The sequence below is a fragment of the Mycolicibacterium vulneris genome (assembly GCF_002104765.1).
Classification (GTDB): Bacteria; Actinomycetota; Actinomycetes; order Mycobacteriales; family Mycobacteriaceae; genus Mycobacterium; species Mycobacterium vulneris.
Window position 1 is genome coordinate 57,130 of sequence record NZ_NCXM01000024.1, and the last position, 18,092, is coordinate 75,221.

Genomic DNA, 18,092 nt, shown 5'->3' on the forward strand with positions numbered 1-18,092 from the left:
TAGGTTTTAGGGGTGAATGACAACCCCTTCGCCGGTCCGTTCGCCAAGCAGCCCCGATCCCCCCTGGAGCTGCTGGACACCGTGCCGGATTCCGTCCTGCGGCGGCTGAAGCAGTACTCCGGTCGGCTGGCCACCGAAGCGGTCTCGGTGATGGGCGATCGGTTGCCGTTCTTCGCCGACCTGGAAGCGTCGCAGCGGGCCAGCATGGCGTTGGTGGTGCAGACAGCCATCAACAACTTCGCCGAGTGGATGCAGGACCCGCACAGCAACGTCAGCCACACCGCGCAAGCGTTTGAGCTGGTGCCCCAGGACCTCGCCCGCCGCATCGCGCTGCGCCACAGCGTCGACATGGCGCGCGTGACCATGGACTTCTTCGAAGAGGCCGTCCCGCTGCTGGCCCGCTCCGACGAGCAGCTGACCGCGCTGACGGTGGGCATCCTCAAGTACAGCCGCGACCTGGCGTTCACCGCCGCGACCGCCTACGCGAACGCGGCCGAGGCCCGCGGGACCTGGGACAGCCGGATGGAGGCCAGCGTCGTCGACGCGGTTGTCCGCGGCGACACCGGCCCCGAGCTGCTGTCCCGCGCAGCCGCACTGAACTGGGACACCACCGCCCCGGCGACGGTCGTGGTCGGCACCCCGGCCCCCGGGCGTGACGGGTCGACCGGCCCGGACGACAGCGAGCGCGCGAGCCAGCACGTCCGCGATATCGCCGCACAGCACGGGCGCGCGGCCCTCACCGACGTGCACGGCACCTGGCTGGTCGCGATCGTCTCCGGCCAACTGTCACCAACCGACAAATTCCTGGGCGATCTGCTGGTCGCGTTCGCCGACGGCCCCGTGGTCGTCGGACCTACCGCGCCCATGCTGACGGCCGCCTACCACAGCGCCAGCGAGGCGATATCCGGCATGAACGCCGTCGGCGGCTGGCGCGGGGCGCCACGTCCGGTGCCGGCCCGCGAACTGCTGCCCGAACGGGCCCTGATGGGCGATGCGTCGGCGATTGTGGCGCTGCACACCGACGTGATGGGCCCGCTGGCCGACGCCGGTCCTACGCTGATCGAGACTCTTGACGCTTACTTAGATTGTGGCGGCGCGATTGAGGCTTGTGCCAGAAAGTTGTTCGTTCATCCAAACACCGTGCGCTACCGACTCAGGCGGATCACCGACTTCACCGGCCGCGATCCCATGCAGCCCCGTGACGCATATGTGCTGCGAGTGGCAGCGACGGTCGGCCAGCTCAACTATCCGACCACTCCGTCCAGCGCCGCTGGCAACGCCATGCCAGCGGTCCCGCTGCCGGTCAAAGGGGCCGTTGTGAGGCAATCCGGGTGACAGTGACTTAGGCGACAGGTCGCGCCACGATATCAAACCAGTAGCTTAAGGAGCCGTTTTGTAGGGTCTACACAAAAAGCTAAGACGAGGTTCATAATCTGTTACACCCGCCAAAACCGTTTCCACAGTGTTCTCTTAAACACGTGATTGCATTGCTTGCGCCCGGACAGGGTTCGCAGACCGAGGGGATGCTCTCGCCATGGCTGGAGCTCGCCGGTGCCGCTGACCAGTTGGCGCTGTGGTCCAAGGCCAGTGGCCTCGATCTCGCGCGCCTGGGCACCACCGCATCGACCGAAGAGATCACCGACACCGCGGTCACCCAGCCGCTGGTCGTGGCCGCCACGCTGCTGGCCCACCAGGAGCTGACCAAGCGCGGTCTGCTGTCGGACGCCGACCTGGTCGTGGCCGGCCACTCCGTCGGAGAGATCGCCGCCTACGCGATCGCCGGCGTGATCGCCGCGGACGACGCCGTCGCGCTGGCCGCCACCCGTGGCGCCGAGATGGCCAAGGCTTGCGCCCTCGAGCCGACCGGCATGTCTGCGGTGCTCGGCGGCGACGAGGGCGAGGTCCTGGCCCGTCTCGAGCAGCTCGACCTGTTCCCGGCCAACCGCAACGCCGCCGGGCAGATCGTCGCCGCCGGCCCGCTGACCGCGCTGGAGAAGCTGGCCGAAGACCCGCCGGAGAAGGCCCGGGTGCGTGCCCTCGGTGTGGCCGGAGCGTTCCACACCAAGTACATGGCGTCGGCTCTCGATGGCTACGCCGCCGCGGCGGCCGCCATTCAGACGTTCGAGCCCACCGCCAAGCTGCTGTCGAACCGCGACGGCAAGCCGGTCGCCTCGGCGGCCGCGGCGATGGAGGCGCTGGTCAATCAGCTGACCCAGCCGGTCCGCTGGGACCTGTGCACCGCGACGCTGCGTGACCTGGAAGTCACTGCGGCAGTGGAGTTCCCGCCCGCGGGCACGCTCACCGGCATCGCCAAACGAGAACTTCGGGGGGTGACGGCTCGTGCCGTCAAGTCGCCCGCAGACCTGGACGCTTTGGCCGAGCTCTAAAGCCAGCTCGACCAGTTGCACAACCAGTACAACCGCATATCAAGTCAATTCGACTAACACGCAACACATCACGAAGGGAAGCACGCTGTGGCTGTCAGCCAGGAAGAAATCATCGCCGGTATCGCCGAGATCATCGAAGAGGTGACCGGTATCGAGCCCTCCGAGGTCACCCCGGAGAAGTCCTTCGTCGACGACCTGGACATCGACTCGCTGTCGATGGTCGAGATCGCCGTTCAGACCGAAGACAAGTACGGCGTCAAGATCCCGGACGAAGACCTCGCCGGTCTGCGTACCGTCGGTGACGTCGTCTCCTACATCCAGAAGCTCGAGGAAGAAGACCCCGAGGCCGCCGCAGCACTGCGGGCGAAGCTCGAGTCGGAGAACCCCGACGCCGTGGCCAACGTCAAGGCGAGGCTGGAAGCGGACACCAAGTGAGCAAGCCTTCCACTGCTAATGGCGGTTACCCCAACGTTGTGGTAACCGCCGTCGCGGCGACGACTTCGATCGCGCCGGACATCGAGAGCACGTGGAAGGGATTGCTGGCCGGCGAAAGCGGCATCCACGTACTCGAAGACGAGTTCGTCCATAAGTGGGACCTGCCCGTCAAGATCGGCGGTCACCTCAAGGAGCCCATCGACGAGCTCATGAGCAGGCTGGACATGCGGCGCATGTCGTATGTCCAGCGGTTGGCCAAGCTGCTGAGCAGTCAGCTGTGGGAGACCGCCGGTAGCCCCGAGGTCGATCCCGACCGGTTCTCGGTCGTGGTCGGCACCGGGCTCGGCGGCGCCGAGCGGATCGTTGAGACCTACGACCTGATGAACGAGGGTGGCCCCCGCAAGGTGTCGCCGCTCGCCGTTCAGATGATCATGCCCAACGGCGCCGCGGCGGTGGTGGGCCTGCAGCTCGGTGCCCGCGCCGGGGTCATCACCCCGGTCTCGGCCTGCTCGTCGGGTTCGGAGGCCATCGCCCACGCGTGGCGTCAGATCGTCATGGGTGACGCGGACTTCGCCGTCTGCGGTGGGGTCGAGGGCCCCATCGAAGCGCTGCCCATCGCGGCGTTCTCGATGATGCGGGCGATGTCGACGCGTAACGATGAGCCCGAGCGCGCATCGCGGCCGTTCGACAAGGACCGCGACGGCTTCGTGTTCGGTGAAGCCGGGGCGATGATGATCATCGAGACCGAAGAGCACGCCAAGGCTCGTGGCGCCAAGCCACTGGCCCGGTTGATGGGTGCCGGCATCACCTCGGACGCTTTCCACATGGTGGCACCGGCGGCGGACGGCGTGCGCGCCGGTCGCGCAATGACCCGGTCGCTGGAGTTGGCGGGGTTGTCCCCCAAGGACGTCGACCACGTCAACGCCCACGGGACGGCAACCCCGATCGGTGATACGGCCGAGGCCAACGCCATTCGCGTCGCGGGTTGCCAGGAGGCGGCCGTGTACGCACCGAAGTCGGCTCTGGGGCACTCCATCGGTGCCGTCGGGGCTCTGGAATCTGTTCTCACGGTATTGAGCCTTCGGGACGGCGTGATACCGCCAACACTCAACTACGAAACCCCCGATCCCGAGATCGACTTGGACGTTGTCGCGGGCGAACCTCGCTACGGCGACTTCCGTTATGCGATCAACAACTCGTTCGGGTTCGGTGGCCACAACGTGGCACTCGCCTTCGGGCGTTACTGAGCGCTGCCAAGCACGGAAGGAACTTTCGCAAGACCCATGACAGAGCTGGTTACCGGGAAAGCGCTCCCGAATGTGGTCGTCACTGGCATTGCCATGACGACCGCCCTGGCAACCGATGCCGAGAACACGTGGAAGTTGTTGCAAGACGGGCAAAGTGGCATCCGCACTCTCGAGGATCCGTTTGTCACGGAATACGACCTGCCGGTCCGCATCGGCGGCCACCTGTTGGAGGATTTCGACAGTCAGCTCACCCGCATCGAGCTGCGCCGGTCGGGCTACCTGCAGCGGATGTCCACCGTTCTGGGCCGGCGGGTATGGGAGAACGCTGGTTCGCCCGAGGTCGACACCGGCCGACTGATGGTGTCGATCGGTACCGGCCTGGGCTCGGCCGAAGAGCTCGTCTTCGGGTATGACGAGATGCGCACGCGCGGCTACCGGGCCATGTCCCCGCTGACCGTGCAGAAGTACATGCCCAACGGCGCGGCTGCGGCGGTCGGCCTGGAACGGCACGCCAAGGCCGGGGTGATGACGCCGATCTCGGCCTGTGCTTCCGGTTCGGAGGGCGTCGCGCGGGCCTGGCAACAGATCGTGCTCGGCGAGGCCGACATCGCGATCTGCGGTGGCGTGGAAACGAAGATCGAGGCGGTGCCCATCGCCGGCTTTGCCAACATGCGCATCGTGTTGTCCACCAACAACGACAACCCCGCCGGTGCGTGCCGCCCCTTCGACCGGGACCGCGACGGGTTCGTGTTCGGCGAGGGCGGCGCGCTGATGGTGATCGAGACCGAGGAGCACGCAAAGGCGCGTGGCGCGAACATCCTGGCCCGGATCATGGGGGCCAGCATCACCTCGGACGGGTTCCACATGGTGGCGCCGGATCCCAACGGCGAACGCGCCGGCTACGCCATGAGCCGGGCGATCCAGCTCGCGGGCCTCACTCCCGGCGACATCGACCACGTCAACGCCCACGCCACCGGCACCTCGGTGGGTGACCTGGCCGAGGGCAAGGCGATCAACAACGCCCTGGGTAGCAACAAGCCCGCGGTGTACGCGCCCAAGTCCGCCCTCGGCCACTCGGTGGGTGCGGTCGGTGCGGTGGAATCCATTTTGACCGTGCTCGCCCTGCGCGACCAGGTGGTCCCACCCACGCTCAACCTGGAAAACCTCGACCCCGAAATCGACCTGGACGTCGTGGCCGGCAAGCCCCGTCCCGGTAACTACGAGTACGCGATCAACAACTCGTTCGGCTTCGGCGGACACAACGTGGCCATCGCCTTCGGGCGGTACTGAACCGAGCAACACCGAATATCAGGAGACCTGCGATGACTATCACGGCCCCCGAGACGGTTGGCGAGTCGCTCGACCCTCGCGACCCGCTGTTGCGCTTGAGCACCTTCTTCGACGATGACACCGTCGAGCTGCTGCACGAGCGCGATCGTTCCGGCGTCCTTGCCGCCGCGGGGACCGTAAACGGAGTGCGCACCATCGCGTTCTGCACCGACGGCACCGTCATGGGCGGCGCGATGGGCATCGAGGGTTGCACGCACATCGTCAACGCCTACGACACCGCCATCGAGGAACAGAGCCCGATCGTGGGCATCTGGCACTCCGGCGGTGCGCGGCTGGCCGAGGGTGTGAAGGCACTCCACGCGGTAGGCCTGGTCTTCGAGGCGATGATCCGGGCGTCCGGCTACATCCCGCAGATCTCGGTGGTCGTCGGCTTCGCGGCCGGCGGCGCCGCCTACGGGCCGGCCCTGACCGACGTGATCGTGATGGCTCCGGACAGCCGGGTGTTCGTCACCGGGCCCGACGTGGTGCGCAGCGTCACCGGCGAGGACGTGGACATGTGCTCGCTCGGTGGCCCGGAGACCCACCACAAGAAGTCCGGGGTGTGCCACATCGTCGCCGACGACGAGCTCGACGCGTACGAGCGTGGTCGGCGGTTGGTCGGGTTGTTCTGCCAGCAGGGGCATTTCGACCGCAACAAGGCCGAGGCCGGTGACACCGACATCCATGCGCTGCTGCCCGAGTCGGCGCGGCGGGCCTACGACGTGCGCCCGATCGTGACCGCGATCCTCGACGCCGAGACACCGTTCGACGAATTCCAGGCCAACTGGGCACCGTCGATGGTGATCGGCCTGGGCCGGCTGTCCGGCCGCACAGTCGGCGTGCTGGCTAACAACCCGCTGCGTCTGGGCGGTTGCCTGAACTCCGAAAGCGCCGAGAAGGCAGCACGTTTCGTGCGGCTGTGTGACGCCTTCGGCATTCCGCTGGTGGTGATCGTCGACGTGCCCGGCTATCTGCCCGGTGTCGACCAGGAGTGGGGCGGCGTGGTGCGCCGCGGCGCCAAGCTGCTGCACGCGTTCGGCGAGTGCACGGTTCCGCGCGTCACGCTGGTCACCCGAAAGACCTACGGCGGGGCCTACATTGCGATGAACTCGCGGTCGCTCAACGCGACCAAGGTGTACGCGTGGCCGGACGCCGAGGTTGCGGTGATGGGCGCCAAGGCCGCCGTCGGCATTCTGCACAAGAAGAAGCTGGCCGCCGCGGCGGATCACGAGCGCGAAGCGCTGCATGACCAGCTGGCCGCCGAGCACGAGCGGATCGCGGGCGGTGTGGACAGCGCCATCGAGATCGGCGTGGTCGACGAGAAGATCGACCCGTCGCACACGCGCAGCAAGCTCACCGAGGCGCTGGCCCAGGCGCCCGCGCGTCGCGGCCGGCACAAGAACATCCCGCTGTAATTTTTTGGCGCCCCAGCGCGCTTATGCTCGCGGCGCCAGCGGGCCCAGGATCGCCGAAAGCGCTTGCCGTAGCGCCCCTTCGGGGTCGTCGGGAAGTTCGTCGACGCGCCACCCGACGAAGTCGTCCGGGCGGATCAGCAGCGCCCCGTCCGGCGGCAGTCCGGTGACCGCGGCCCACTCGTCACTGTAGAAGCGATGCGCGGCCAGCGACGCCGAAGCCGCTGCCGCACACCATCGCCCGTCCCCGGACAGCACGGTGAATCGGGGCCCCAGCAGGTCGAGCGTCGAGATGCCCTCGCGCACCCAGACGTGCGGCACCCGGGTGCCGGGTTGGGCGCGCAGCTCGTCCACCAGGCCGTCGCCGTCCGCATCGCTTGTCACGACCGCGGCCGAGCGATACCGGTATCCGATAAGCAGGGCGAACATCGAGCACTCCTCGTCGGCCGGCAACTGCGGCACGTCGCTACCCGCCCGCAGCAGCGCCACCGACGGTCCGGTGAGCGACTGGCGCGCGGCGAATCGGCCCACAGGATGACGCTCGGCCTGGTAGGTGTCGAGCAGTTCGGGTCCGGCTTCTCCGCCGAGAACGGCGGCGAGCTTCCACGCCAGGTTGTGCGCGCTTTGAATGGCGGTGTTGGCGCCCCCGGCCTTGAACGGTGGCATGGTGTGCGCCGAGTCTCCGACGAGAAATGCTCGCCCACAACGGAATTGGTCGGCCACCCGTTCGTAGGGTTGCCATGCCGCCACCTCGATGATCTCGATGTCCATCGGCTCGCCGAAGGCTTTGGTCAGCACCTCGCGGCAGCCTTGCGGGGTGAACTGCTCGGCCGTCTCGCCCGCGCCTGGAAAGTAGGTGGTGATGAACATGCCGAGATCGTCCTTGACGACCAGGAAGATGCCGTCCACGTCGTCGTTCTTGACCTGCACGCCGTCGCCGTCGTGCAACTCCGCGAGGAACCGTCGCCACGGCGCCCGGAAGTAGACGAAGACGACGTAGATCGGCAGTGCGCCGTACCCGGATGTGGTGATGCCCAGCCAGTCACGGATCGGGCTGTGCACGCCGTCGGCGCCGACCAGATAGTCGGCGCGGACGGTCTCCGGCTCCCCCGACACCGCGTCGCGCACCACCGCGGTGACACCGGTCTCGTCCATCTCGATCGAAGACAACTCCGTGCCGTAACGCACGTCGCTGCCGCCTCGTCGCGCCGCATCGCGCAGTATCGGCTCGAGCCGACTCTGCGGGCAATACTGTGCCGCCGGCTCGGGGCTCAGCTTGTCCAGGCCGGCGAAAATCGCCTCGACGTCGAGCGCCGGTTCTTCCACGGCGCTGTTCAGCGTGGGTCTGACCACCATCGCCGAGACGTGTTCGGCGACCGCGCGCACCTCGTCGCGAAGCCACAGGCCGCGCAGCACTTCAGAGCTGCGGAAACTCAGATTGCGGGCCTTCGGATAGAGGAAGGACTCCCGTCGCTTCTCGACCAGTAGCGAGCGGACCCCGTGCTGGGCCAGCAGCGCCGACGTGGCCAGCCCGCCGACGCCGGCTCCGACGATGAGCACCGGAACACGCGTTGCCACCGCACCACCTCCGACCGCCAGAACCCGACAAAGTGATAGTAACTGTCATTACATATTGACTGTCATCAATTGGTGTTGATGTTCTCCAGAAATTCCCGCAGAGGGCCCGTTGCCGCTTCAGCTGAAGTGGGTAAACAACGCACCAGCGGGCGTCAGTGGAATCAGTTCCTAGTCAGAAGGCGGCATCGAATGGTTCGTGAAGAAGGGGGCCGGTGGGACGTCGGCATCCAGAACAACGCGGTTTACCTCGCGCGCATATCGGAGAGCGACAAACGGATATTCGACGATTCGATATCAGCTGAAGAGGCCCGTGATCTCGCTGGCCTATTGACGAAGTTCGCGGCCAAGCTCGAAGAGGCCGCGGACTCCGACACCACCGAGGAGTCCAAGGAGTCCAAGGAGTCAAAAGACGACAAAGACTCCGAGGACGACAAAGACTCCACAGACGACAAAGACTCGACAGACGACAAAGACTCCACAGACGGCAAAGACTCCGAGGACGACAAAGACTCCGAGGACGACAAGGACTCCGCTAAGTCGTCGGACTAGGTTCGGCTAGCCGAAGCGCGCCAGGAACTCCTCGGCGACGGCGACAGCCCGCTCCCGATCGCGCGCCACCAACCCGATCCGGGTTCGTCGGTCGAGGATGTCGGAGACATCCAGCGCGCCCTCATGGGTTATCGCGTAGGCGAATTCCGCTCTGCTGACGTCGATTCCGTCCACGACCGGCTCGGTCGGCCGGTCGCAGGCTGCGACGGCGACAACCTTGGGGCCCTCGGCGCCGTAGCGCTGCCCCAGCGACGCCGGCAGCGCGGTGTCGTCGGCCGCGATCACGCCGGGATTGGCCGGCGCCCCGACTAGCGGCAGGTTGCGGGTCTGGCATTTCCCGGCGCGCAGGCGGCGCACCCGAATCGCGCGATCCAACACATCCTGTGCCATATAGCGATACTCGGTCAGCTTGCCGCCGATCACACTGATCACCCCGGACGCCGATTCCACGACGGCATGCTCGCGGGAGACGTCGGCGGTGCGGCCTTCGCCGGTATCGATCAGCGGCCGCAGCCCGGCGTAGGCGCCGATCACGTCGGTGGCGGTGAGCCCGGTGCCCAACGCGGTATTCACCGTGTCCAGCAGGAAGGTGATCTCTTCGACCGACGGCTCGGGCACATCCGGAATCGGGCCGGGAGCCGCTTCGTCGGTCAGCCCCAGATAAACCCGGCCCAGTTGTTCGGGCATGGCGAAGACAAAGCGGTTCAGCTCGCCCGGAATCGGAATGGTCAGCGCCGCAATCGGATTGCCGAAGGCCTGCGCATCGAAGACCAGATGCGTCCCGCGACTGGGCCGCAACCGCAACGCGCCGTCGATCTCGCCCGCCCACACCCCGGCCGCGTTGATGACCGCGCCCGCCGACACGTCGAACGATTCCCCGGCGCGCAGGTCGGTCAGTCGCACCGAGGTGCCGGTGGCCCGCGATGCCGACACCCGGGTCAGGATCCGCGCGCCGTGCTGCGCCGCGGTGCGTGCGACCGCGGTCACCAGTCGGGCATCGTCGATCAATTGACCGTCGTAGGCCAGGAAGCCGCCATCCAGGCCGTCGCGCCGCACGGTCGGCGCCATCTCCACGACGCGCTGGGCCGAAACCCGGCGCGAGGGGGGCAGGGTCGACGCCGGGGTGCCGGCGAGAAACCGCAGCGCGTCACCGGCAAGGAAACCGCCACGCACCAGCGCCCGCTTGCCCGGGCTCATTGACGGCAGCAGCGGAACCAGCTGGGGCATCGCGTGAACCAGGTGGGGGGCGTTGCGCGTCATCAGGATTCCGCGCTCGATGGCGCTGCGCCGGGCGATGCCCACGTTGCCGGTCGCCAGGTAGCGCAGCCCGCCGTGCACGAGTTTCGAGCTCCAGCGGCTGGTGCCGAACGCCAGATCGTGCTTTTCCACCAGCGCCACCCGCAGGCCGCGCGCCGCGGCATCCAGCGCGATGCCGGCCCCGGTGATACCGCCGCCGATCACGACGACGTCCAGCGCCTCCCCGTCGGCGAGCGCGGCCAGATCGGCGGCGCGGCGCGTGGCGTTCAGGGCGGTCGGATCGGGTATCACGACAGGTATCCGTTCAGCGAGTAGGCCAGCTCGGTGGCCAGCGCGTCGGCGTCGAGCATCGGTTCGACGATCCCCGCCGACTGGATGGTCGACTGGGCGATCAGCAACACCATGGTTGCCATCTGGACGGGGTCGCCGAGCCGGACGCTGCCGTGCCGCTGAGCCGCCCGCAGCCGGGCGGCGAGGGCATCGATCAACATGCGCTGGCTGGTCCCCAGGCGTTCGGTGATGTACGTCGACGCGAGATCCGAGTGCAGCACCGACATCACCAACTTGTCCGCCCGCAACAGATCGGTCACCGTAACTATCTGTCGCACAAGCGATTCCCGGTCGTTCCCGAGCAATGGGGCGTCGCGCATCACCTCGGTGATGTGCTGGGTCAGCAGCGCCGCCACGATCGACGGCGTGTCCGGCCAGCGCCGGTACACCGTCGGCCTGCTGACGCCCGCGCGCCGGGCTATCTCGGCGAGGGTCACCCGGTCCACGCCGAAATCCACCACGCAGCTGGCGGCCGCCGCGAGGATGCGCTCGCCGGTGTCCAACTTTGTGTTACGGATTAACAACATATGTAATACTGTAACGCATGACCGATCCCCCGGGGCTGTTGCCGCCGATGAAATGGAACGCGTGGGGAGACCCCGCCGCGGCCAAGCCGCTCTCGGAAGGGATCCGGTCGTTGCTGCAGCAGGCCGTGGGGGTCGAGGGGTCCCGCACGGCCGAACTGCGATCCGACCAGGTGCAATTGCGCCCGTCGGCGTTGTCGCAGTCCGATCGGGACGCACTGGCCGAACTCGTCGGCGCCGAATACTGCCGCACGGCCGACCCCGATCGGTTGCTGCACGCGGGCGGTAAATCCACCATCGACCTGCTGCGTCGCCACGACCAAGGGGTCCAGGATGCGCCCGACGCCGTGTTGCTTCCCGACGATGACGACGCCGTTGCCGCGATCCTGCGCTACTGCTCGCAGCATCGCATCGCCGTCGTACCCTTCGGCGGGGGCACCAGCGTTGTCGGTGGGCTCGACCCCGACCGCGGGGAGTTCTCCGCCGTCGTCTCGCTTGATCTGCGCCGCTTCGACCAACTGATCTCGCTGGACGACGTGTCCGGGCAAGCCGTTTTCGGGGCCGGGGTCACCGGACCGGAAGCTGAACGCCTCCTTGGTGCACAAGGCTTTTCGCTCGGCCATTTCCCACAGAGTTTTGAGTACGCCACCATCGGCGGCTTCGCCGCGACCCGCTCCTCCGGTCAGGACTCGGCGGGCTACGGCCGGTTCAACGACATGGTGCGCGGTCTGCGCGTGGTCACTCCGGTGGGCACCCTGGATCTGGGTCGCGCACCGGAATCAGCGGCGGGCCCCGACCTACGCCAGCTGTTGATCGGCTCGGAGGGCACCCTGGGCGTCATCACCCAGGTGCGGCTGCGCGTACACCGCGCGCCGGAAGCCGTCCGCCACGAGGCGTGGTCGTTCCCCGACTTCGCGACCGGGGCCGCGGCCCTGCGCGCCGTCACCCAGAATGCCACCGGCCCCACCGTCATTCGCCTCTCCGACGAGGCCGAGACCGGAGTCAACCTGGCCACCACCGAGGCGATCGGCGAATCTCAGATCACCGGCGGGTGCCTGGCCATCACCATGTTCGAGGGGACCACCGAACACGTCGAAAGCCGGCACGCCGAAACCAGCGCGCTGCTGGCGGCCCAGGGCGGAACCTCGCTGGGCGACGGTCCGGCGCAGGCCTGGGAGCGCGGCCGATTCGGCGCACCGTACCTCCGCGATTCGCTGCTCGCGGCGGGCGCGCTGTGCGAAACGCTGGAGACCGCGACCGACTGGTCCAATCTCACCGCGCTGAAAACCGCTGTCACCCAAGCACTTACTGAAGCACTCGCGGCGACCGGCACGCCGGCCCTGGTGATGTGTCACATCTCCCACGTCTACCCCACCGGCGCCTCGTTGTACTTCACCGTCGTCGCCGGGCAACGGGGCAACCCGATCGAGCAGTGGAAAGCCGCCAAAAAGGCCGCGTCGGATGCCATCATGGCCACCGGCGGGACCATCACCCACCACCATGCGGTCGGTGCCGACCACCGGCCGTGGATGTGCGACGAGATAGGCGAGCTGGGAGTGCAGGTGTTACGCGCGGTCAAGGCGACACTGGATCCGGCCGGAATTCTCAATCCCGGCAAGCTGATTCCGTGACGGCCGAGCTGCGCCGCCGAGAGATCGGCAAGGTGATCGCGCTGACCAATCCGGTGTCGGGTCACGGCGCCGCGGTTCACGCCGCCCAGCTGGCGATCGCCCGGTTGCACCGCCGCGGCGTGGAGGTCGTCGAAATCATCGGCGACGACGCGCAAGACGCGCGCCACCTGGTCGGCGCGGCCCTGGAGAAGGGCACCGACGCGGTCATGGTGACCGGAGGCGACGGCGTCGTCTCCAACGCCCTGCAAGTGTTGGCGGGCACCGACGTTCCGCTGGGCGTGATTCCGGCAGGCACCGGCAACGACCACGCCCGCGAATTCGGCATCCCCACCAAGGACGCCGAGGCCGCCGCGGACATCGTCGTCGACGGCTGCACGGAATCCATTGACCTGGGCCTGATTCAGGGAAGCAGCGGCGCCAAAAGCTGGGAGAAATGGTTCGGCACGGTGGCGGCCACCGGCTTCGATTCGCTGGTCACCGATCGCGCCAACCGGATGAGCTGGCCGCACGGCCGGCTGCGCTATTACGTCGCGATGCTCGCCGAGCTGTCACAGCTGCGGCTTTTGCCATTTCGCATGGTGCTCGACGGCAGCAAAGAGATCGACGCGGATATCACGCTCGCCGCCTTCGGCAACACCCGCAGCTACGGCGGCGGGATGCAGATCTGCCCCGGCGCCGACCACACCGACGGTCTGCTCGACATCACCATGGTGCACGAGGCGTCGCGCACCAAGCTGGTCCGCCTGTTCCCCACCGTCATGAAGGGGACCCACATCAACCTCGACGAGGTGAGCACGGCGCGGGCCAAATCCATCCACGTCGAGTGCCCCGGCATCAACGTCTACGCCGACGGCGACTTCGCCTGCGCGCTACCGGCCGAGATCTCGGTGGTTCCGGGCGCTCTGCAGATTTTGCGCCCGGCCGACCGATAGTCCGCGCTCTCCAGGGACCATCAACGCGTGTTTGAGAGTCGCTCATTGCTTCCAAACAGGCGGCCCGAGTGAGCCGCCGATCGACTAACCGACGCCCCGGCTGAGCCAGGTCACCTCGCCGACGTCGCCGCCGTCGCGGTAGGCCTCGAGCGCCTCGTCCCAGGCCGTGCCCAGCACCGAGTCCAATTCCGCGGCCAGGGTGTCGGCGCCCTGGGCCATCATCGCCCGCAGCCGCATCTCCCCGACCATGATGTCGCCGTTGGCGCTCATCGCCCCGCTCCACAGGCCGAGCTGCGGGGTGTGGCTGAACCGGTGGCCGTCGACGCCGGGGCTGGGGTCCTCAGTGACCTCGAACCGCAGCACGGACCAGGACCGCAGCGCGTTGGCCAGTTTGGCGCCGGTGCCCACCGGCCCGACCCAGTTGGTGACCGCGCGCAGCTGCCCGGGCATCGCCGGCTGGGGCGTCCAGTTCAGATTCGCTTTGGCACCCAGGGACGACGACAACGCCCACTCGACATGCGGGCAAACCGCCGCGGGCGACGCGTGCACGTACACCACGCCGGTCGTCACGTCGGCAAATTGATTCGACGCTCGCATTTCCTGCTCCTTCGGTTCCACGAGGGACGTCTTCCCCAACGACCTGCGGACCCGACAAACAGGGCAGCTTGCTTGAAATCTTCGATTTTTTGTGTGTCGTGCGTGTCTATTGTGCCTTGTGATACCCCTGTTGCGCTAGTGTGCATTTCCCACTAGCTGTAATCGGCTATCACGGCGTCCGAAATCGCCGGCCACGGCCGCAGCGCCCACTCCCCGAAATCCCGGTCCGTGAGGACCACCAGCGCCAGGTCTTTTTCGGGATCTGCCCAGATAAACCCGCCTGCCTGGCCGAAATGCCCGTACGTTCGCGCGGAATTCTGCGCGCCCGTCCAGTGCGGCGATTTCGTGTCCCGCAGCTCGAAACCCAGCCCCCAATCGTTGGGCCGCTGCACCCCATAACCCGGCAGAACGCCGTCCAGACCGGGAAACTGCACCGTCGTCGCCTCGGCGTGCAGGCCCGGCGAGACCGTCGCCGGGCGCAGCAGGTCCCCGGCGAACGCCGCCAGGTCGGTCACCGTCGACCTCGCCCCGAATCCGGCGGCCACCGCGCCGCCGTGCAGCTCGGTCGCCGACATGCCCAGCGGCTCGCACACCGCCTCGGTCAGGTAGCGGGCAAACTCGATGCCGGTCTCCTGCTCCACGGTCTGGCCCAGCACGGTGAAGCCCTGATTGGAGTAGATCCGCCGGGCGCCGGGCGCGGCCAGCACCCGGTCGTTGTGCATCGACAGACCCGAGGTGTGGGCAAGCAGGTGGCGGACGGTCGCGCCGGGCGGGCCGGCCGGCGTGTCGAGCTCGACCGCGCCTTCCTCGATGGCGACCTGCACGGCCCGGGCCGCCAGCGGCTTGGTCACCGAGGCCAGCTCGAAGACCCGCTCGGTGTCGCCGTGGCTGGCCAGGACGCCGCCCGGACCGATTACCGCTGCGGCGGCGGCCCCGACCGGCCAGTCGTTCAGGGCGTCGAGGGCCGCCATCACTTCCGGGCGATGTAGTAGTTGTTGATCGGGTCCGACTCGATCTCGGCCACGCTCACGTCGCCGAACCCGGCATCGCCCAGCATCGACACGGCCAGTTGTGTCCCCCAGGCGGTGCCCAGTCCGGCGCCGTCCAGCGCCAGCGACACCGTCATGCAGTGCATCAGCGACGTCGTGTACAGGTACGTGCTCATCGGGACGCCGACGTTCTCCTCAAGGCGGCTCGACGCCTTGATGTCGGCCATCAGCAGCACACCGCCGGGCCGCAGCGCCCGGTAAATGTTCTCCAGGACCCGCGCCGGCTGCGCCTGATCGTGGATGGCGTCGAAGACGGTGATGACGTCGTAGGCGTCCGCCTTGTCCAACTCAGCGAGATTGTGGCTTTCGAAGCCCGCGTTGGACAGGCCCCGCTCGGCTGCCTCCGCGATTCCGGTGGCGATGGCCTGCTCGGAAAAGTCGATGCCGGTGAAGCGGCTGGCCGGGAACGCTTGTGCCATCACGTTGATGGCGTGTCCGCTGCCGCAGCCGAAATCCGCCACGTCGGCGCCGGACCACAGCCGCTCCACGAGGCCGTCCACCAACGGCAGCACCACGTCGATCAGCGCGGTGTCGTACACGACGCCGCTCTGCTCGGCCATCAATGCGTGGAAGCGGGGAAACTCGCTGTACGGCAACCCGCCTCCGGCGCGGAAGCACCCGATGATCTTTTGTTCGACCTCGGCGAGCACCGGGACGAGCAGGGTCACCAGGGCCAGGTTGTCCGGTCCGGCCTCGCGCGTCAGCACTTTCGCGCGCTGCGCGGGCAGCGAGTAGGTCGCGGTGTCGGGGTCGTAGTCGACGACGCGTCCGGTGGTCATGCCGGCCAGCCACTCCCGGACGTAGCGCTCGTTGAGCCCGGCCGCCTCGGCGATCTGCTCGCTGGTGGCCGGTGCCTGCCCGGCCATCGTGTCCAGCAGCCCGGTCTGATGCCCGATGCTGAGCAACAGCGTCAGGCTGGCGCCGTCGATGGCCGCGGTGATTCGTTCGGTGAATTCTTCGGTGGTTTCCAAAGCCGTCACGCCCAGGGACGCTACACCCGGTTGCTGGCCGGCCGGTTGCCAACAGCGGATGGGTGGACAACCCGCCGCGAGATGTATGGCGGCGGTCAGTAGGTTGGAGCCCATGAGTCAGACAGTGCGCGGCGTGATTTCACGCAAGAAGGGCGAACCCGTTGAGCTGGTGGACATCGTCGTCCCGGATCCCGGGCCCGGGGAGGCTCTGGTCGACGTCATCGCTTGCGGGGTGTGCCACACCGACCTGACCTACCGCGAGGGCGGCATCAACGACGAGTATCCCTTCCTGCTCGGCCACGAGGCCGCCGGCCGGGTCGAGGCCGTCGGCCCGGACGTCACCGCCGTCGCGCCGGGCGACTTCGTCGTCCTGAACTGGCGCGCGGTCTGCGGGCAGTGCCGGGCCTGCAAGCGCGGCCGCCCGCAACTGTGCTTCGACACCTTCAATGCCACACAGAAGATGACGCTGACCGACGGCACCGAGCTCACGCCCGCGCTGGGCATCGGCGCGTTCGCCGACAAGACGCTGGTGGCCGCCGGCCAGTGCACCAAGGTCGATCCCCAGGCCGACCCCGCGGTAGCGGGCCTGCTGGGCTGCGGGGTGATGGCCGGGCTGGGCGCGGCGATCAACACCGGCGCGGTCACCCGGGACGACACCGTCGCGGTCATCGGTTGCGGCGGCGTGGGCGACGCCGCGATCGCCGGCGCGGCGCTGGTGGGCGCCCGGCGGATCATCGCCGTCGACACCGACAACACCAAACTGGACTGGGCCCGCAAGTTCGGCGCCACGCACACCGTCAACGCCCGCGAACTCGACGTGGTCGAGACCATTCAGGACCTCACCGACGGGTTCGGCGCCAACGTGGTGATCGACGCGGTGGGCCGGCCCGAAACGTGGAAGCAGGCCTTCTACGCCCGCGACCTCGCGGGAACCGTTGTGCTGGTGGGTGTTCCGACCCCCGACATGCGCCTGGACATGCCGCTGGTGGACTTCTTCAGCCACGGCGGTTCGTTGAAGTCGTCCTGGTACGGCGATTGCCTGCCCGAACGCGACTTCCCCACATTGATCGACCTGTATCTGCAGGGCCGGCTGCCGTTGGAGAAGTTTGTGTCCGAGCGAATCGGGCTAGACGGCATCGAGGAGGCGTTCGAGAAGATGCATAGCGGCAAGGTCTTGCGTTCGGTAGTGGTGCTGTAAATGGTGCACATCGATCGGGTCGTCACCCACGGCACCTTCGAACTTGACGGTGGCAGCTGGGAAGTCGACAACAACATTTGGCTGTTCGGCGACAATTCGAACGTCGTGGTGTTCGATGCGGCCCACGACGCTGCACCCATCATCGAGGCGGTGGGCGGTCGCCACGTGGTGGCGGTGGTGTGCACACACGGCCACAACGACCACGTCACGGTGGCGCCCGAACTCGGCAAGACACTCGACGCGCCGGTGCTGCTGCACCCCGCCGACGAAGTGCTGTGGCGAATGACGCACCCGAACAGCGGCTTTCGCGCAGTCTCCGACGGAGACACGTTGAAGATCGACGGCACCGAGCTCACCGCAATCCACACGCCGGGCCACTCCCCTGGATCGGTGTGCTGGTACGTACACGACCTCGGTGTGGTGTTCAGCGGCGACACCTTGTTCGCCGGCGGGCCGGGCGCAACGGGTCGTTCGTACTCCGACTTCCCGACCATCCTGCAGTCGATTTCCGGCCGGCTCGGCACGTTGCCCGGCGACACCGTCGTGCATACCGGGCACGGCGACAGCACCACCATCGGCGACGAAATCGTGCACTACGAGGAATGGGTGGCCCGCGGCCACTGATTCCTCCACGCCGAACTGCCAACCGTCCGGCCTCTATCGTTG

17 protein-coding genes are annotated in these 18,092 nt (G+C 67.6%); 11 read left to right on the plus strand and 6 right to left on the minus strand.

The features are described 5' to 3' along the window. The first annotated feature begins 12 nt into the window (after positions 1-12). From B8W69_RS21120 to B8W69_RS21145, 6 genes are all read left to right on the plus strand, one after another. Complete coding sequence (locus B8W69_RS21120) at positions 13-1,335, plus strand: PucR family transcriptional regulator (protein ID WP_085291715.1); 1,323 nt, start codon at positions 13-15, stop codon at positions 1,333-1,335. Between the two features lie 143 nt (positions 1,336-1,478). After that, positions 1,479-2,387, plus strand: a complete 909-nt coding sequence (locus tag B8W69_RS21125) for an ACP S-malonyltransferase (protein WP_085291716.1) — start codon at positions 1,479-1,481, stop codon at positions 2,385-2,387. Positions 2,388-2,474: 87 nt separating this feature from the next. Then, complete coding sequence (acpM, locus tag B8W69_RS21130) at positions 2,475-2,822, plus strand: meromycolate extension acyl carrier protein AcpM (protein WP_065030511.1); 348 nt, start codon at positions 2,475-2,477, stop codon at positions 2,820-2,822. After that, a complete protein-coding gene (kasA, locus tag B8W69_RS21135) occupies positions 2,819-4,069 on the plus strand; it encodes a 3-oxoacyl-ACP synthase KasA (RefSeq protein WP_085291717.1) in 1,251 nt (416 codons plus the stop codon). The genes acpM and kasA overlap by 4 nt, the downstream gene beginning before the upstream one ends. A gap of 36 nt (positions 4,070-4,105) precedes the next feature. Continuing rightward, entirely contained in the window at positions 4,106-5,359 is a 1,254-nt protein-coding gene (kasB, locus tag B8W69_RS21140) for a 3-oxoacyl-ACP synthase KasB (protein WP_085291718.1), read from the plus strand. 32 nt (positions 5,360-5,391) lie between these two features. After that, positions 5,392-6,813: an acyl-CoA carboxylase subunit beta gene (locus B8W69_RS21145; RefSeq protein WP_085291719.1), complete on the plus strand. Its 1,422-nt coding sequence runs from the start codon at positions 5,392-5,394 to the stop codon at positions 6,811-6,813. A gap of 21 nt (positions 6,814-6,834) precedes the next feature. Here the strand turns inward: B8W69_RS21145 and B8W69_RS21150 are convergent, their stop codons facing one another. Next, positions 6,835-8,388 (minus strand): FAD-dependent monooxygenase, encoded by a 1,554-nt coding sequence (locus tag B8W69_RS21150; protein ID WP_085291720.1) that lies wholly within the window; start codon positions 8,386-8,388, stop codon positions 6,835-6,837. Between the two features lie 189 nt (positions 8,389-8,577). Between B8W69_RS21150 and B8W69_RS21155 the strand changes: the two genes are divergently transcribed. Then, positions 8,578-8,937, plus strand: a complete 360-nt coding sequence (locus B8W69_RS21155; RefSeq protein ID WP_085291721.1) for a hypothetical protein — start codon at positions 8,578-8,580, stop codon at positions 8,935-8,937. A 6-nt stretch (positions 8,938-8,943) separates the two neighbouring features. Here B8W69_RS21155 and B8W69_RS21160 read toward each other — a convergent pair whose 3' ends face one another. Beyond that, positions 8,944-10,485: a glycerol-3-phosphate dehydrogenase/oxidase gene (locus tag B8W69_RS21160; RefSeq protein ID WP_085291722.1), complete on the minus strand. Its 1,542-nt coding sequence runs from the start codon at positions 10,483-10,485 to the stop codon at positions 8,944-8,946. Next, positions 10,482-11,051, minus strand: a complete 570-nt coding sequence (locus B8W69_RS21165) for a TetR/AcrR family transcriptional regulator (RefSeq protein ID WP_085291723.1) — start codon at positions 11,049-11,051, stop codon at positions 10,482-10,484. Before B8W69_RS21165 ends, B8W69_RS21160 begins: the two co-directional genes overlap by 4 nt. Before the next feature lie 47 nt (positions 11,052-11,098). Here B8W69_RS21165 and B8W69_RS21170 point away from each other — a divergent pair, with 47 nt between their 5' ends. Together B8W69_RS21170 and B8W69_RS21175 are read left to right on the plus strand one after the other, a co-directional pair. Beyond that, complete coding sequence (locus tag B8W69_RS21170) at positions 11,099-12,679, plus strand: FAD-linked oxidase C-terminal domain-containing protein (protein ID WP_110882015.1); 1,581 nt, start codon at positions 11,099-11,101, stop codon at positions 12,677-12,679. Further along, positions 12,676-13,611 carry a diacylglycerol kinase gene (locus B8W69_RS21175; protein WP_085291725.1) on the plus strand — a complete coding sequence of 312 codons (936 nt, stop codon included), beginning with the start codon at positions 12,676-12,678 and terminating at the stop codon, positions 13,609-13,611. Before B8W69_RS21170 ends, B8W69_RS21175 begins: the two co-directional genes overlap by 4 nt. An 84-nt stretch (positions 13,612-13,695) precedes the next feature. Here the strand turns inward: B8W69_RS21175 and B8W69_RS21180 are convergent, their stop codons facing one another. From B8W69_RS21180 to B8W69_RS21190, 3 genes are all read right to left on the minus strand, one after another. Next, complete coding sequence (locus B8W69_RS21180; RefSeq protein ID WP_064953105.1) at positions 13,696-14,208, minus strand: DUF3145 domain-containing protein; 513 nt, start codon at positions 14,206-14,208, stop codon at positions 13,696-13,698. Between the two features lie 152 nt (positions 14,209-14,360). Further along, a complete protein-coding gene (locus tag B8W69_RS21185) occupies positions 14,361-15,179 on the minus strand; it encodes a serine hydrolase domain-containing protein (RefSeq protein WP_085291726.1) in 819 nt (272 codons plus the stop codon). Continuing rightward, a complete protein-coding gene (locus B8W69_RS21190) occupies positions 15,179-16,237 on the minus strand; it encodes a class I SAM-dependent methyltransferase (protein WP_085291727.1) in 1,059 nt (352 codons plus the stop codon). Before B8W69_RS21190 ends, B8W69_RS21185 begins: the two co-directional genes overlap by 1 nt. 103 nt (positions 16,238-16,340) lie before the next feature. Here B8W69_RS21190 and B8W69_RS21195 point away from each other — a divergent pair, with 103 nt between their 5' ends. After that, positions 16,341-17,426, plus strand: a complete 1,086-nt coding sequence (locus B8W69_RS21195; protein WP_085291728.1) for an S-(hydroxymethyl)mycothiol dehydrogenase — start codon at positions 16,341-16,343, stop codon at positions 17,424-17,426. Beyond that, entirely contained in the window at positions 17,427-18,050 is a 624-nt protein-coding gene (locus B8W69_RS21200; RefSeq protein WP_085291729.1) for an MBL fold metallo-hydrolase, read from the plus strand. Positions 18,051-18,092 lie beyond the last annotated feature (42 nt).